Annotated in this window: 15 protein-coding genes; 13 read left to right on the forward strand and 2 right to left on the reverse strand. The window is 53.6% G+C overall.

The genetic code is table 11. From position 1 onward, the window contains the following. Positions 1 to 28 precede the first annotated feature (28 nt). The 11 genes from KQI64_RS06245 to KQI64_RS06295 all read left to right on the forward strand — a co-directional run bounded on the left by KQI64_RS06245 (position 29) and on the right by KQI64_RS06295 (position 10951). Entirely contained in the window at positions 29 to 736 is a 708-nt protein-coding gene (locus KQI64_RS06245) for a response regulator transcription factor (RefSeq protein ID WP_216523855.1), read from the forward strand. Between the two features lie 39 nt (positions 737 to 775). Beyond that, positions 776 to 2248, forward strand: a complete 1473-nt coding sequence (locus KQI64_RS10625) for a sensor histidine kinase (protein WP_330623043.1) — start codon at positions 776 to 778, stop codon at positions 2246 to 2248. Positions 2249 to 2322: 74 nt separating this feature from the next. Next, positions 2323 to 3321 (forward strand): DUF1385 domain-containing protein, encoded by a 999-nt coding sequence (locus KQI64_RS06255; RefSeq protein ID WP_216523856.1) that lies wholly within the window; start codon positions 2323 to 2325, stop codon positions 3319 to 3321. After that, positions 3315 to 4142, forward strand: a complete 828-nt coding sequence (prmC, locus tag KQI64_RS06260) for a peptide chain release factor N(5)-glutamine methyltransferase (protein WP_253289207.1) — start codon at positions 3315 to 3317, stop codon at positions 4140 to 4142. The genes KQI64_RS06255 and prmC overlap by 7 nt, the downstream gene beginning before the upstream one ends. 123 nt (positions 4143 to 4265) lie before the next feature. Next, complete coding sequence (gene recA, locus KQI64_RS06265; RefSeq protein ID WP_216523858.1) at positions 4266 to 5411, forward strand: recombinase RecA; 1146 nt, start codon at positions 4266 to 4268, stop codon at positions 5409 to 5411. After that, positions 5411 to 6016: a regulatory protein RecX gene (locus tag KQI64_RS06270; protein ID WP_216523859.1), complete on the forward strand. Its 606-nt coding sequence runs from the start codon at positions 5411 to 5413 to the stop codon at positions 6014 to 6016. Before recA ends, KQI64_RS06270 begins: the two co-directional genes overlap by 1 nt. 98 nt (positions 6017 to 6114) lie before the next feature. After that, a complete protein-coding gene (gene rimO, locus KQI64_RS06275) occupies positions 6115 to 7446 on the forward strand; it encodes a 30S ribosomal protein S12 methylthiotransferase RimO (protein WP_216523860.1) in 1332 nt (443 codons plus the stop codon). 13 nt (positions 7447 to 7459) lie between these two features. Next, positions 7460 to 8062, forward strand: coding sequence for a CDP-diacylglycerol--glycerol-3-phosphate 3-phosphatidyltransferase (gene pgsA / locus KQI64_RS06280; protein WP_216523880.1), 603 nt, complete (start codon positions 7460 to 7462; stop codon positions 8060 to 8062). A 15-nt stretch (positions 8063 to 8077) separates the two neighbouring features. Then, complete coding sequence (gene cysE / locus KQI64_RS06285) at positions 8078 to 8716, forward strand: serine O-acetyltransferase (RefSeq protein ID WP_216523861.1); 639 nt, start codon at positions 8078 to 8080, stop codon at positions 8714 to 8716. A 3-nt stretch (positions 8717 to 8719) separates the two neighbouring features. Further along, positions 8720 to 10126: a cysteine--tRNA ligase gene (gene cysS / locus KQI64_RS06290; RefSeq protein WP_216523862.1), complete on the forward strand. Its 1407-nt coding sequence runs from the start codon at positions 8720 to 8722 to the stop codon at positions 10124 to 10126. A gap of 54 nt (positions 10127 to 10180) precedes the next feature. Continuing rightward, positions 10181 to 10951: a polysaccharide deacetylase family protein gene (locus KQI64_RS06295; RefSeq protein WP_216523863.1), complete on the forward strand. Its 771-nt coding sequence runs from the start codon at positions 10181 to 10183 to the stop codon at positions 10949 to 10951. Positions 10952 to 11314: 363 nt separating this feature from the next. Here KQI64_RS06295 and KQI64_RS06300 read toward each other — a convergent pair whose 3' ends face one another. Then, positions 11315 to 12778, reverse strand: a complete 1464-nt coding sequence (locus KQI64_RS06300) for a L,D-transpeptidase family protein (RefSeq protein WP_216523864.1) — start codon at positions 12776 to 12778, stop codon at positions 11315 to 11317. Between the two features lie 64 nt (positions 12779 to 12842). Continuing rightward, entirely contained in the window at positions 12843 to 13331 is a 489-nt protein-coding gene (locus KQI64_RS06305) for a hypothetical protein (RefSeq protein WP_216523865.1), read from the reverse strand. Positions 13332 to 13507: 176 nt separating this feature from the next. Between KQI64_RS06305 and KQI64_RS06310 the strand changes: the two genes are divergently transcribed. Next, the gene (locus KQI64_RS06310; RefSeq protein ID WP_216523866.1) at positions 13508 to 14440 is read left to right on the forward strand and encodes a GH25 family lysozyme; all 933 of its coding nucleotides are present in this window, start codon (positions 13508 to 13510) and stop codon (positions 14438 to 14440) included. Positions 14441 to 14712: 272 nt separating this feature from the next. Continuing rightward, positions 14713 to 16152, forward strand: a complete 1440-nt coding sequence (locus KQI64_RS10540) for a peptidoglycan DD-metalloendopeptidase family protein (RefSeq protein ID WP_216523867.1) — start codon at positions 14713 to 14715, stop codon at positions 16150 to 16152. The last annotated feature ends 21 nt before the right edge of the window (positions 16153 to 16173 follow it).

A 16173-nucleotide genomic window follows, 5' to 3' on the forward strand; every position in this document is an offset into this window, starting at 1 on the left:
ACAGATTTGATAACGGAGGTAAAATAAAATGAAAAAGATTCTTGTTTGCGAGGACGAAGCGGCTATCCGCGATTTTGTTGTGATCAATCTGACCCGCGCGGGCTATGACGTTGTCGAGGCGGACTGCGGCGAAGCGGCGCTCGCCAAGTACGACGAGCACAACGGCGACTTTGATATCGCCATTCTCGACGTTATGATGCCCGGCATCAACGGCTTTGAGGTCTGCAAGGAGCTCAGAAACCGCAACGGCGGCATCGGCATCATCATGCTCTCCGCGAAAACCCAGGAGATGGACAAGGTCACCGGTCTTATGCTCGGAGCCGACGACTATGTGGCGAAGCCCTTCTCACCCTCCGAACTGCTTGCCCGCGTTGACTCGCTCTACCGCAGAGTCGCGCTCGCGCAGTCCAGAAACGAAAACAACTTCAAGGAGGAGCTCAAGAGCGGCGAATTCACCCTCAATCTGCGCAACCGCGCCCTGCTCAAGAACGGCAAGATGATCGAGCTCACTCAGGTTGAGTTCCAGATCATGGAATACTTCTTCTCCAATCCCAACGTCGCGCTCGACAGAATCGACATTCTCAACCACGTCTGGGGCGACGCGTATGTAGGTGAGGACAAGATCGTCGACGTTAATATCCGCAGACTGCGCATGAAGGTCGAGGACGAGCCCTCGAACCCCAAGCACATCATCACCGTCTGGGGTCTCGGCTACAAGTGGGACGCCGGCGAATAATCACGGCAGATAATTAAGAACGAAAGGAGGCTGACAGCTGTGTTTCACGGAATTACAAAACGATGGATGCTCAATACTCTGAGCGTTATTTTTACCATTATCGTGTTGATCGTTGTCAGTCTCATTTTTGTCGTCAACTACGTTTTTCAGAACAGCGTCGAGCAGAGTCTCAACTCCGCCTGCAACGAGCTCAGCCTTGTTTTTCCCGGCTACACCTCGGACAACGCGTCGGATTTTACCGCCGTAGCCTGCGATTACGTCGAAAACTTCGACCAGAAGGAGCGCATGGGCGTGATGGCTATCAATTCCTCGGGCAGGATCGTCCTGACCTCGACGGGCTTTATCCCCTCCGACGCCGAGGAGATGAAGGACTTTGACGACGCGAAAAAAAGTCCCGACGGCTTCGCCTTCTGGAGCGGACGGCTCACCTCCGGAGAACCCGCATTGAGCGAGACCCGGGTCATTCGCACCGACAGCGGCGTTGTTGTCGGCGCGGTAAGATACATAGTTTCAATGGAACCGATAAACAGCAGGATCCTGATCGTTGACGTGATAATCGTCGCTCTCGGCATCGTCATGCTCGCGATGGTCTTTTTCTCGGGATTGCTGTTTATCCGTTCGATTGTCAAGCCAATACGAAGGCTCAGCGAAGCGGCGGCGCAGATCGCGCAGGGCGACTTCTCAGCCTCGGAAAAAATCGAGCACAAGTACGACGACGAGATCGGCGACCTCTGCGACGCCGTCAGCGACATGGCAAAGGATCTGCAGACGACGGAGCAGATGAAAAACGACTTTATCTCGCGCGTTTCGCACGAGCTTCGCACTCCGCTAACCGCTATCAAAGGCTGGGCTGAGACAATGCAGCTCAGTGAGCGCGGCACGCTCGACCGCCGCACCTTTGACCGCGGCATGGGCGTTATCATCAAGGAAAGCTCGCGCCTGACGGGTATCGTTGAGGAGCTGCTCGACTTCGGCAGAATCCAGAGCGGCAGAATGGTTCTTATCAACGAAAAGATAGACATTATCGCCGAATTCGACGAGACCGTCTACATGCTAAAGGAAAGAGCCGCCGAGGAAGGTATTCACCTCCTCTACGACGAGGACGACACGGTTTACTATCCGCCCGTCTACGGCGACCGCAACAGGCTCAGGCAGGTATTTCTCAATGTGCTCGACAACGCGCTCAAGTACACGCCCAAGGGCGGCGTAGTCGCGGCTCAGGTCATTTACACCAAGGACGACCCCGAGGTCATCAAAATCGTCGTGACAGACTCCGGCTGCGGTATTTCCGCCGAAGATCTGCCGAGGGTCAAGGAAAAGTTCTACAAGGCTAACCAGAAGGTCGGCGGCTCGGGCATAGGTCTCGCCGTCGCGGACGAGATAATGAACCTGCACCACGGCTCGCTCAATATCGAGAGCGGCGAGGGCGTAGGAACCACCGTCACACTCACCATTCCCGTATACAAGGAAGGAAAGGAAAACACGGTGGAGACGAAGAATATCAAATTATAGAGTAAAAAGTTGAGAGTTTAATTGAATCAGGCAACCGATAAACTCCACTCTTAACTCTTGACAAAGGAGTATATATGGCTAAGAAAACAAAGAAAATCACCTCGATCGGCGGCAGCGCGCTCATCGAGGGTATTATGATGCGCGGTCCCAAGAGGTGCACCGTTTGCGTCCGCACAGGCAAGGAGAAGATCGAGAGCGAGGACATCAGCATTACGACTATCCCCGAAAAGTTCAGCTTCTTTAAGATACCGTTTTTCCGCGGCATCGCGGGTCTTATCGACTCCATGCGCCTGAGCTACAAGAGCCTCATGATCTCCGCAGACAAGGCGATTTCCAGCGCCGAGATCGAGGAGGAGCCGTCAAAGTTTGAAAAATGGCTCGACGAGAAGTTCGGCGACAAGCTCGTAAAGGTGCTTATGGTGATCGCTTCAGTTATCGGCGTGGCTCTCGCTATCGGACTTTTCTTCTTTTTGCCGTCCTTCCTGTTTGACCTCTGCGGCAACTTTATTCCCGCCTTCCGCGAATCCGACGGCAACGTCGAAATGGTTCGTCTCTGGAAGTCGGTTTTTGAGGGCGTGATGAAAATCGTCCTCTTCTTCGGCTACATCATCATAGTTTCTCAGATGAGCGACATGAAGCGCACATTCATGTACCACGGAGCCGAGCACAAGACGATCTTCTGTTACGAGAACGAGGAGGAGCTCACCGTCGCGAACGTTAAGAAGCAGACTCGCTTTCACCCGCGCTGCGGTACAAGCTTCATGGTAATCATGCTGATTCTGGGTATAGTTATCGGTCTTTTCGTGCCGGCTAATCCCTTCGGCGTCGCGTTTCTCCGTCCCGTATTCAAAATTTTGCTCATTCCCGTGACCTGCGGCATAGGCTACGAGCTTATCAAGCTCTGCGGCAAGCACGACAACTGGTTCACAAGAATCATCGCGGCTCCCGGTCTTTGGGCGCAGCGAATCACCACAAAGGAGCCCGACGACAGCATGATCGAGGTTGCGATCGAGGCTATCAAGGCTGTTATCCCCGAGGACGGCTCCGACATCGTTAACAAGTGCGGATGCTGAGGGACAGCTACCTCGGCTGCCGCGACGCGCTCGAAAAGGGCGGAATAGAAAACGCGGCGTTTGAAGCGCAGTGTATGCTCGAACACCTGACTGGTCTTAACAGGGCTTCACTTCTAGCCCACGGCTCAGACGCGTTTGACAGGCAGGACGAGCTTGACGAAATGATACAAAGGCGGCTCAAAAACGAGCCGCTGCAATATATCCTCGGCAGCTGGAGCTTTATGGGCATCGAGCTCAAGGTCGGCGACGGCGTGCTGATACCGCGCGACGACACAGAGGTCGTGCTGAATCTCTGTCTTGATCATCTAAAGAATATAAAGAGCGCGAAATGCGCTGACCTGTGCTCGGGCAGCGGAGCTATCGCTCTTGCTCTGGAGCGCTACGGAAAGGCTGAGGTCACTGCGGTCGAGCTCAGCGGCAAGGCGTTTTATTTTCTTGAAAAGAATATTAACGCCAGCGGCGTTACCGCGTTAAGGGACGATGTGCTGACTTGTCACAAACAATTTGAGGACGGATATTTTGATTTGATCGTGTCGAATCCCCCGTATATTCCGTCCGGCGAGATTTCTTCACTGCAAGCCGAGGTTCAGTTCGAGCCGCGGATGGCTCTTGACGGCGGCAGCGACGGCTGCGACTTCTACAGGGCGATAATCAGCGGCTGGAAATCCAAGCTCAAAGCAGGCGGAGCTATGGCGTTTGAGCTCGGCGAGGGTCAGGCGGACATTGTCCGGGAGATGATGAAAGGCGCAGGCTTTGTAAATATCCGCACAGAAACCGACTTTGGCGGCACGCATAGGGCAATAATTGGGACAATGCTCTGATTTTAGAAATTTTGTTCGAATTTTTTGTCCCGTTTTTATTGCAATTTCTCACGTTTTCCAGTATAATATACCCGAAACGTTTCATACAGGACTTTGACACCCACGACACGGAGGTAAATGAAAATGGCAATGGATAAACAAACCGCGCTTGACACCGCGATCAAGCAGCTTGAAAAGCAATTCGGCAAGGGCGCTGTTATGCGTCTCGGCGAAAATACACATATGAACGTGGAGCACATTTCGACAGGCTCCCTCTCCCTCGACGTCGCTCTCGGCATCGGCGGACTTCCCAGAGGCCGTATCGTTGAGATCTACGGCCCCGAATCCTCGGGTAAAACTACCCTCTCGCTGCACTGCATCGCCGAGGGTCAGAAAAACGGCGGCAACGTCGCGTTTATCGACGTTGAGCACGCGCTCGACCCCGTTTACGCCGAGGCTCTGGGCGTCAATATCAACGAGCTTCTTGTTTCACAGCCCGACACCGGCGAGGACGCGCTCGAAATCGCCGAAGGTCTTATCCGCAGCGGCGCGATCGACGTTATCGTTATCGACTCCGTAGCGGCTCTCGTTCCCAAGGCTGAGATCGAGGGCGAAATGGGCGACAGCCACGTCGGTCTGCACGCGCGTCTTATGTCTCAGGCGCTCAGAAAGCTCGCCGGCGCTATCAACAAGAGCAACTGCGTGGCTATCTTCATCAACCAGCTGCGCGAAAAGGTCGGCGTAGTCTACGGCAATCCCGAGGTAACAACAGGCGGCCGCGCGCTCAAGTTCTACAGCTCCGTCCGCATCGAGATCCGCAAGGGCGAGGCTATCAAGGTCAACGGCGAGATCGTCGGCAACCACACCAAGGCAAAGGTCGTAAAGAACAAGATTGCTCCGCCGTTCAAGGTGGCGGAATTCGATATCATGTACGGCGAGGGCATTTCGCGAGAGGGCGAGCTGCTCGATATGGCGGTTGAAGCTGAGGTCGTACAGAAGGCAGGCGCGTGGTTCAGCTACAAGACGCAGCGTCTCGGACAGGGCCGCGACAAGGTCAAGGAGCTGTTCAGAACCGATCCCGAGCTCGCTAAGCAGATCGAAACCGAGCTGTGGGAGAACATCGACAAGCTCTACGCCAAGACATCGCCCAGAGCAAAGGCTAAGGCGGCAGCTGCAGCCGCGGCAGAAGAAGCTCCCAAGGCTGAGGAAGCAAAGCCCGAGCAGAAGCCCGCATCGAAGAAGTCAGCGTCAGCAAAGCCTGTCAACATCGACATCATGGTTGAGGAATAATGAAAATAACCGAAATCCGTCCGCGCCGCAAGGGACTGAGCGCGGTGTTCATCGACGGAGAATACGCGCTCGCTCTCGACACTCAGACCCTGCTCGAACACAGGATAGACGTCGGCAGGGAGCTTGACGACGAGGAGCTTCACGACCTTATCGAGAGCAGCAATGAGCGGCGCGCAAAGGAAAAGGCTCTGTGGCTCATCTCCTACCGCAGTCACTCAAAAAAGGAGCTGCGCGACAAAATCAGCCGCACCTGCGACAGAAACGCCGCGGAAAAGGCGGTTGAGCGAATGGAGGAACTCGGTCTTGTCAACGACCGCGACTACGCCGAAAGATACGCGCAGACGCTGATTTTTACAAAACATATGTCCAGACGCGGCGCGGCTATGGAGCTGCGCCGCCGGGGCATTGACAGAGAACTCGCCGACGAGGTTCTGGAAAACATTGAGGTCGACGAGCGCGAACAGATACAAGCGGTGATAAGCCGCAAATATCCAAATATTACGGACGAAAAAATCCGCCGCCGCGCCGTAGCCGCCCTGCAAAGACTCGGCTACGGCTGGGAGGATATCAAGGCGGCAATCAATGATTTTGAGTCCGGCGATTAAAGATTTCCGCAGAATCATATAATTTGGGTGTGGGCGGAGCCCACCCTGAACTCCACTCTTAACACTCCACACTCCACACTCAAAAAGGACTGACGCATATGAATTACAAGGCAGGCATTGTTTCTCTCGGCTGCGCTAAAAACCAGGTCGACGCCGAGATGCTTCTCTACAATCTGAAGGAACGCGGATTCACGATCGTGAACGACCCCGCCGACGCGGACGCGGTCATCGTTAACACCTGCGGCTTTATCGAATCCGCCAAGCAGGAGAGCATTGACGAGATCATCGAGCTCGGCGCGCTCAAGCGCGAGGGCAAAATCAAGGCGATCATCGTCACCGGCTGCCTTGCGCAGAGATATCAGAACGAAATCACCAAGCAGCTCTATGAGGTCGACGCCGCTATCGGCATCGGCGCAAACGCAAATATCGCCGACGTTGTGCTCGACGCTCTGAACAGCAAGAAAACCGAGTTGTTCCCTGACAAAATGGAGCTTCCGCTCAGCGGCGGAAGGATTCAGTCCACTCCGAAATACACCGCGTACCTTAAAGTATCCGACGGCTGCGACAACCGCTGTACATACTGCGCCATTCCGCTTATCCGCGGAGGCTTCCGCAGCCGCACAATGGAGGATATCCTCTCCGAAGCCCGCCAGCTTGTAAACAACGGCGTGAAAGAGCTAAACGTAATCGCTCAGGACACCACACGCTACGGCGAGGACATCTACGGCAAGCTCATGCTCCCTGAGCTGCTGAAAAAGCTCTGTAAAATCAGGGAGCTTCACTGGATCAGAGTATTATACTGTTATCCCGACCGCGTGACCGACGAGCTTATCGACGTCATCGCGCAGGAGGATAAGATTTGTAAATATATCGATTTGCCTCTGCAGCACTGCGACGGAGAAATTCTGCGCCGCATGAACCGCCGCGGCGACCGTGAAAGCCTGACCGCTCTGCTCAAAAAGCTCAGAGAGAAGATCCCGGGCGTCGTTATCCGCACGACCTTCATCACCGGCTTCCCGGGTGAGAGCAAGGAACAGTTTGAAGAGCTCGCTCAGTTCGCCGACGATATCCGCTTTGAGCGTCTGGGCTGCTTTGCCTACTCTCAGGAGGAGGACACACCCGCCGCGGATTTCCCAGATCAGCTCGACGAGGAAACAAAGCAGAACCGCGCGGATATCATCATGGAACAGCAGCAGACCGTTATGGCTGAATACTGCGAGAGTCTTATCGGAAAGGAAATCGAGGTGCTCTGCGAGGGCTTTGACCGGATCGCCGAGTGCTTCTTCGGCAGAAGCTATGCCGACGCTCCCGAGGTCGACGGCTGCGTATTCTTCACCTGCGGCGACAGAAAACCCAAAGCGGGCGAGTTCGTGCGCGTAAAAATCGACGACTACCTCGGCTGCGACCCTGTCGGAGCTATGATTGAATGAACAGGTAACTATTATGAATTTTCCGAATAAACTGACAGTGGGAAGGATAATCCTCGTGCCGCTATTTGTCGCGGCGCTGCTTATTCCCTTTCCCCTACACAATATCGCCGCGCTGCTGATCTTCATCGCGGCTTCAATAACCGACCTGCTCGACGGAAAAATTGCACGAAAACACAACCTTATCACCGACTTCGGCAAGTTCGCCGACCCTCTCGCGGACAAAATCCTCGTGCTGTCGGCGCTGCTGTGTTTCATACAGCTCGGCTGGTGCGACTGCGTCGCGGTTATTATTGTTCTGTTCCGCGAGTTCACCGTAACCTCGATCAGGCTGATTGCCGCCGCGAAGGGCGAGGTCATCGCCGCGAATATATGGGGCAAGGTCAAAACCGTCACGCAGATGGTCGCAATTATCGCTATTCTCGTTTTCCGCGCGGCTTATGAGGTCATCTTCATGCTTCTGCCCGCTGACATCACGGGAAACGCAGATTTCTGCGCGACAGCCAATCAGTGGCTGTTCTGGGGCGGCGAGGCTCTTGTCTGGATATCTACGGTTTTCGCGATCATCTCGGGCGTGATTTACCTCGTTCAGAACAGACATTTTATCTCGGAAAAATAATCAGGATGTGATTTTTTGTTCGAAACCTTAAAATCGGATATCAGCGCAGTGCTCGAACGCGACCCTGCAGCCCGCAGCAAATGGGAGGTCATGTTCCTTTACTCGGGCTTCAAGGCGATCCGCTCTCACAGGCGCGCGCACTGGTTTTTGAAGCACGGACATCCCTTCATCGCGCGCTGGATATCCCAGCGCAGCAGACATAAAACAGGAATTGAAATTCACCCCGCCGCTCAGATCGGCAAGGGCGTGTTTATCGACCACGGAATGGGCGTAGTTATCGGCGAGACCACCGTTATCGGCGACAACTGCACGATTTACCAGAACGTCACCCTCGGCGGTACCGGTAAGGAAACCGGCAAGCGTCACCCGACCCTCGGAAACAACGTTCTCGTCGGCTCCGGAGCGAAGGTGCTCGGTCCGTTCAAGGTAGGCGACAACGCGCGTATCGCGGCAGGTGCCGTGGTGCTCAGCGAGGTTCCGCCGAACGCGACGGCTGTAGGCGTTCCCGCGAGAATCGTCAAATTAAACGGCGTCCGCAGCGAAACGCTCGACCAGATACACATTTCAGACCCTGTCGCACAGGCTCTGTGCAGGCTCGAGCAGCGCATCGATACACTTCAAAACGAAATCAAAGAATTGAAAAGCAAGGAGTAAGCAATGATTTTATATAACTCTCTCGGACAGACAAAGCAGGAATTCATTCCCCACGACGGCAACAAGGTCAATATGTACACCTGCGGCCCCACCGTCTACCACTACGCGCACATCGGCAACCTCCGCACCTACATCATGGAGGACGTGCTCGAAAAATACCTCCGCTTCGCGGGCTACGACGTTAAGCGCGTAATGAATATCACCGACGTCGGCCACCTCTCAAGCGACGCCGACACCGGCGAGGACAAGATGATCGCCGGCGCGAAAAGAGAGCACAAGACCGTTCTCGAGATCGCGAAGTTCTACACCGACGCGTTCTTCTCCGACTGTGAGAAGCTCAACATCAAGCGTCCCGACGTGGTTGAGCCTGCCACCAACTGCATCGAGGAGTTTATTCACATGATTTCTGTCCTGCTCGAGAAGGGCTATGCCTACATCGCGGGCGGCAACGTGTATTTCGACACCTCAAAGCTCAGCACCTACTACGTTTTCGGCAACATGAACGAGGACGACCTCGCCGTCGGCGTTCGCGAGAGCGTTGAGGAGGACGAGAACAAGAGAAACAAGACCGACTTTGTGCTCTGGTTCACAAAGTCGAAGTTCGATTCACAGGAGCTCAAGTGGGAGTCTCCCTGGGGTCTGGGTTATCCCGGATGGCACATCGAGTGCTCCTGCATCAGCTACAAGCACAACGGCGAGTACCTCGACATCCACTGCGGCGGTATCGACAACGCCTTCCCTCATCACACAAATGAGATCGCGCAGTCCGAGTCCTTCCTCGGTCACAAGTGGTGCGGATACTGGTTCCACGTTCTCCACCTGCTCGACGCGCGCGGCAAGATGAGCAAGTCAAAGGGCGATTTCCTCACTGTTTCGCTCCTCGAGGAAAAGGGCTATAACCCCGTTGTTTACCGCATGTTCTGCTTACAGAGTCATTACCGCAAGCCTCTGACCTTCACCTACGAGAGCCTTGACAACACCGCCGTCGCCTACGAGAAGCTTACAAAGCGCATCGCGTCAATCCCCAACGAGGGCGAGGTTGACAATGCAAAGGCTGAGGAGCTTATCGCGTCCTTTAAGGAAGCTCTCGACAACGACCTCAACACTTCGCTTGGTCTGACAAGTCTTTACGATGTGCTCAAGGCTGACACGAACGGCGCGACAAAGCGTTATGTTATCGGCGAGCTCGATAAGGTTCTCTCTCTCGATCTGCTCACCGCTGGTGAAGCTAAGGACAGCGGCGCGGACGACGAGCTGACAGCCGAGGTTGAGGCGCTTATCGCCAAGCGCGCCGAGGCGAGAGCCGCGAAGGACTGGACAACCGCCGACGCTATCCGCGACAAGCTCAAGGAGATGCATGTTGTACTCCTCGACACAAAGGACGGCGTAAGCTGGTCAATCGAAAAATAATATAGAATAAATAACACTCACCTTCCATATAATTTATCGGAAGGTGAGTTTTTTATGAAATGCTTTATTCTTACGAAGCGGAGTCTGGCTTCGATAGGTTTTTGCTTCATAATCGGCGCTCTCGCGGCGACTATCGCGGTATCATCGACGGTAAAGGCGGTGCAGACCGCCTCAGAACCAAAGGAGGTGCCGATTTACCGCGTTAAGTCCGACAGCAAACAGGTCGCAATCTCTTTCGACGCGGCATGGGGTGACGAGGAAACCAACCAGCTCCTAGATATTCTCGACGACGAGGGCGTTAAGGCGACGTTTTTCCTCGTAGGCGACTGGGTCGACAACTTCCCCGACGATGTTAAGGAAATCTACTCGCGCGGTCACGACATAGGCAACCACAGCGACACTCATCCGCACATGCCGCAGCTGAGCATCGGCGACGAGACCGCCGAAATTCAGAAGTGCAACGACAAGATCGAAGCCATCACGGGTCACGCGCCGACTCTGTTCAGAGCGCCATACGGCGACTACAACAACGACGTAGTAAAGACAGTCAAGAGTCTGGGCATGTACTGTGTTCAATGGGACGTTGACAGCTTGGATTGGAAGGACCCGAGCCCCGAGCAGATGTGCAAGACCGTGCTCGACAAGGTGTGCGACGGCTCGATAGTCCTCATGCACAACGGCGCAAAAAATACCCCTGCCGCTCTGCCATCGATAATCGAGGGCATTAAAGACAAGGGGTATGAGATCGTATTAATAAAAGATCTGATTCCCGAGGGAGAGTATTATACGGATGTGCAGGGTGAGATGCACTTGACTGAAAACTGAAGACTTAAATAATGTATTGACTTTGGAGTTTTATTGTTATATAATGAGAGTGTAGAGAAACAGCATGGGCTGTTTCGCATTCAGTTTAAGTTATTATTTTATAATAACCGCCTTGTTGTGCGAGAACAGGGCGGTTACTTCTTTATAGAAATCACAATTAAAAATGTGAAAATAAACACAACAATAATTGAAATGTATTCCATAATCTTTTTACACCCCCTCTCATAAAGGGTGCTGAAACAGCCGCCGCCATTTCTCTACAAAATGATTATATCATACAGTTATTGAAATTGCAATATTTTTCTTTATTAGAATATATCCGGACAAAAATCAAGGGCAGCCGAGTGACTGCCCTTTGTTATATTAGTCGTATACGATTACGGGTGTGCCGTAGCCTGTGTTGTTGTAAATCTTCTGAACCTTGCTGTAAGGGGTGTTTACACAACCGTGAGAGCCGTTGCCCTTGTAGATTTTTCCGCCATAGGATGAACGCCAGCTCGCGTCGTGGATACCGCAGCCGCCGTAGAAGCCCATCCAGTAGTTAACGAAGGACGAGTATCCGGGACCGTTGAGGTAAGTGTTTCTCGCGCGTGAGGTGATGCTGAAATAGCCTGTGGGAGTGTTGCAGTAGCCGTCGTCGTTGCCGGTTACAACATCGGTCTCGCAGACGAGCTTGCGGTCGATGTACAGCCACATGTACTGCTGCTTGATGCTGATCTCTATGTAGGTTCCGCCTACGCTCTGTCCGTAAGCGCCGCTGGTGATTGTTCTTCCCTCAACGCCCCATGTGCCGACGACCTTGGTTCTGCTCGCGCCGTTAAGCTTGTAGGGCTGAATGCGGAAGTAATACTTCGTGCCGGGTGTAAGACGGACGGTGTTGAAGAAGTTCTCGGTGGTTGAATCGAGGTACTTAAAGTTCTTGTAGCGGTCGGTGGAGTAATAGATGTCGTAGCCTGTCGCCCATCTGTTATGTCTCCAGCTCAGGTTCGCGCGGGATACAAAGCTGGTCGAGCTTGTGCTCGGCGAGCACATTCCGCAGATGAACTTGATCGTCTTGTGGTAAGCGTGGTAAATCGCGTCGCCGTAGAGGATTCTGTAGGGACGCACACTGTAATAGTAGGCTCTGCCGTCCTCGACGTCGGTGTCGGTGAACGATGTCACCTTGTTGTCGGTGATGGTCTTGTAGAGCACATACTCCGCGTCGGTCTTGGAGCAGGCGCGGTAGATCTTGTAGCCTGTAGCCTTGGAATTGCGGTTCCAGTCAAACTGAATCACGCTCGAGGAACGAACCATGTCGAGTCCCGTAACGGTGCCCGCCTGAGTAGCGGTTTTCTTGAGAGCCGCTTCGCCCTCGTAGGTTTTGCCGTCCTTTGTTACGTACGCGGCAACCCTGAACCAGTACTGTGTAGTGTGCTTGAGGTTCTTGATGGTCGCTGTGTTCGAGGTAACGGTCGCCGCCTTTGAGAAGGTCGTGCTGTCGTCTCTGTTGCAGATGTAGACATTGTAGCCTGTCGCGCCTGCAACCTTGTCCCACTTGAGGGTGATGTAACCGGGTTCAAAGCTGGTCTTTTCAACGTTCTTGACCGCGCCGACCTGTACCGCGGGCTCGGTTGTGGGCGCCTGTGTAGGAGCCTGCGTTGTGGGAGCCTCGGTAGGAGCCTGTGTTGTGGGAGCCTCTGTGGGCGCCTGCGTGGGCTCCTGAGTCACCGCTTCGGTCGCGGCAACCTGCGGGTCTTGCTCGGCGGCTGAGAAGCTGACCGCGGAAACCGCGGATACGGCAATCATCGCGCTGAGAAGGACTGCTAAGAACTTGCGTGTTTTTTTCATGTCAGATTCCTCTCTTTTAGTTGGTTTGAATATCTTACTGCTTTTTGTACAAATTCAGCCGGAATCACTGTCCTGCGACAGCTTTTCTGACCTCCGCTTTCAGCCGCTCGAACGGCGTGTCGTGCTCCTCGATCTCCTTTTGGGTGAGAACCCTCGGGGTGAGGTTGGACGCTCCGGGCTGCGAGTGCATCTGAATGCGGATACCTTCCCGCTGAATCAGCGCGAACAGCTCGCTGAGCGTCTGCGTGCTGTCGATCGCCGCGAGAATGCGGGAGCGATCCTCGGGCTTCCATCTCGGCGGCTTGTAGCCTATCGCCTTGAGCACCTCCGCCTTAAGACGCTCGAGCGGAGTGTCGTTGTTGCGGATAATGTCCTGCGGCGTCAGGCGGCGCGGCGCGAGATTTGACGCTCCGGGCTGCGAATGCATTTGAAGGGTGATGCCCTCAAGCTGAATCAGCGCGAAGAGCTGACTGAGTGACGTACATTCCTGAATTGCCTTTACAAGCTTGTCGCGGCTCTTTTTCTGATAACCGCGAGGCAGCGGATCATTCACTCAATCACCTCCTCTTTTTTTTCGTTAATAACCCATTATTTAATATTATACTTAAAAACGGGAATTATTTCAATAGCAAATTAATAAAATATTTGTTTACAGATGTTTTACTTTATGTTATCATTATTAAATAAGTATTGTAATACATCAAAAAAATCTCAAAAGGAAATGGAATTATGAAGAAAATAATCATTTTAGCGCTTGCGGCTCTGACGGTCTCCTCCGCGGTTCTGAGCGGCTGCGGCTCAAAAAACAACAGCTCCGATCCTCCCGCGGCATCGGACGCGCAGACTCAGGAGGCGGCGACCACACAGCCGGTCACCGATTCGACGGTTCAGACTACCGGTGGAAAAATCCACATTACCGACAACACTCTCGGCGACATCTGGATCACCGAGCTCGAGGGTGTTCCCGTCAACCAACTCAAAGCCGACGGGTTTACAGCAGACTCGACCTTCAAGTACTACAGCGAGAACGGTCAACCCGCGTCCAACGAAGGCGTTGACATTTCCTCGTTCAGCGGCGACATAGACTGGGCAAAGGTCAAGGAGAGCGGAGTCGACTTTGCGATGATCCGTCTCGGCGGCAGAGGCTACGGAGACGAAGGCGGTCTTTACTCCGACGACAAGGCTGTCGAGAACCTTCAGGGCGCAAAGTCGGCAGGAATCAAGGTAGGCGCTTACTTCTACTCACAGGCGACTACAAACGCCGAGGCTGAGGAGGAAGCGGAGTACGCAAAGGAGATACTCGGCGACATTCAGCTCGACTATCCTCTCGCCTACGACTGGGAGATCGTCAAGGACGACAACGCCAGAACTGACAAGGTCACCTCGACTCAGGCTACCGAATGCGCCGTCGCGTTCTGTGAGAAGGTCAAGTCCTTCGGCTACATACCTATGGTTTACTCGGCGAGCAGGGAATTTTACTTCAAATACGACCTCTCGCGCCTTAAGGACTATGAGCTGTGGCTGGTTCAGTACGCGGACAAGCCGGACTTTTACTATCAGTTCTCGATGTGGCAGTACTCCGAATCCGGTCACGTCGACGGCATTGATGGCATCGTAGACCTCAACATCAGCTTCAAGAGCACAGCCGACTACGCAAAATAAGCGACGGACAGCATTTCCCCGTCAAAATCAGGCTTATTTTTCATTTTTGTAAAATACTATTCGTTTAATTCTCGTGAGAATAATAACTATCTGTATATTTAGTTTCAAGAATTATTGTATTATATCACTAAATTATCGTGGTAATATTTGGCATATCGCCGAACATTATCACGATTTTTATTTCTCTTATTGAATTTTATGAATTTTTTGTTATAATAAGGTTGTTGGTTTGTTACAGCTTTGTAACAGTTAATTAGATAGGAGAATTTATTGTGAAAACGAAATTCATCGGCTTGGACGGCTTCGGCGAGATCGAGGCGGTTTCCAAGAAAAAATCTACACGCAAAACCAAAAAGCTTACTACCGCACAGAAGTCAGCGCGCTTTGTAAAGAGAGCCGCTACACTCTGCGCTAAGAACATCAAGGCAAAAGGCGCTGCTAAAACCAATAATAAGAAAACGGCTTTCAGAAAGCCCGCCGGTGTGCAGAGCAGCATTCTGGAAAAGCAGTACCTCCAGAGCAGACGCGCTCCCATGACCTCCGGCTCCGCTATGGAGAGCCTTAAATACTTTAAGAAGCCTGCTGCGGGCAAGACATATGCTCACAGCGCTCCCGCTGAGCCGAAAGCGCATAAAACGGTCAAGAAAAAGGCAATCCTCGCTGTTGCGGCTTGTCTGACTGCTATCATGCTCTCCTGCGTGACCGTAGCGAGCGCACTTGACGCGCCGAAGCCCGTGAAGAACGAGAGTCCCAAGGCGTCCGCGGCACTTCCCGCGGCTACCTCGGACGAAGCGGTCTACTCGCTCAACACCCCCGATATGTACGTCAACAACGTTCTTTCCTCTCTCTATGTTGACGGCGAGCTCATCGGCACCACAGACGAGGGCGACAAGCTTGACAACGCGCTTGCGCAGTATCTTGTCGACTACCGCGCCGCTTATGACGACACCACTACCACCGAGTATGTAAACGACGTCAAGGTGGAAAGACACGGACTCGACAACAGCAATGTAATCAGCGCAGACGAGCTTATGGAGACAGCGAAGGAGCATCTCTCCGTCAGACTCGAGACCGACTGGTCTTACGATATCGACATCGACTACGACACCGACATCACCTACGACGAGGACGAGGACAGCGATTACGAGAAGGTCGTCACCGAGGGTAAAAAGGGCGCCGAACAGATAAATGTACGCCTTGTATATATCGACGGAGCTTTTGAGAGCGCCGACGTTATCAGCACCGAGCGCAAGAAGGAGCCTGTGACCGAGGAGCTTATCCGCGGCTGCAAGCAGGGCAAGAAGGAAAATGCCGTTTCGGGCGAGGGCACCGGACAGTTCATCTGGCCTTTCCCCCACACCCACAGCGTATCCAGCCTCTTTGAGTGGCGCTGGGGCAGAATGCACCAGGGCATCGATATCGCAGGCGGCAGCGACTACGGTCAGCCTATCGTGGCTGCCGACGGCGGCAAGGTCACCTGGGCAGGCAACGACGGCGGCGGTTACGGCAACTACGTGATCATCGACCACGGAAACGGCTACATGACTGTTTACGCTCACGCGTGCGAGGTAGCCTGCTCCACCGGCGACTACGTCGACCAGGGCGATACTATCGCATACTGCGGCTCCACCGGCAACTCTACGGGCCCGCATGTACACTTCGAGATCCGCGTGGACGGCACTCAGGTCGACCCGCTCGGATATGTAAGCTAAATAATTATTCACTGATCCGGC

Source organism: Lachnoclostridium sp. MSJ-17, assembly GCF_018918205.1.
Taxonomy (GTDB): Bacteria; Bacillota; Clostridia; order Oscillospirales; family Acutalibacteraceae; genus Ruminococcoides.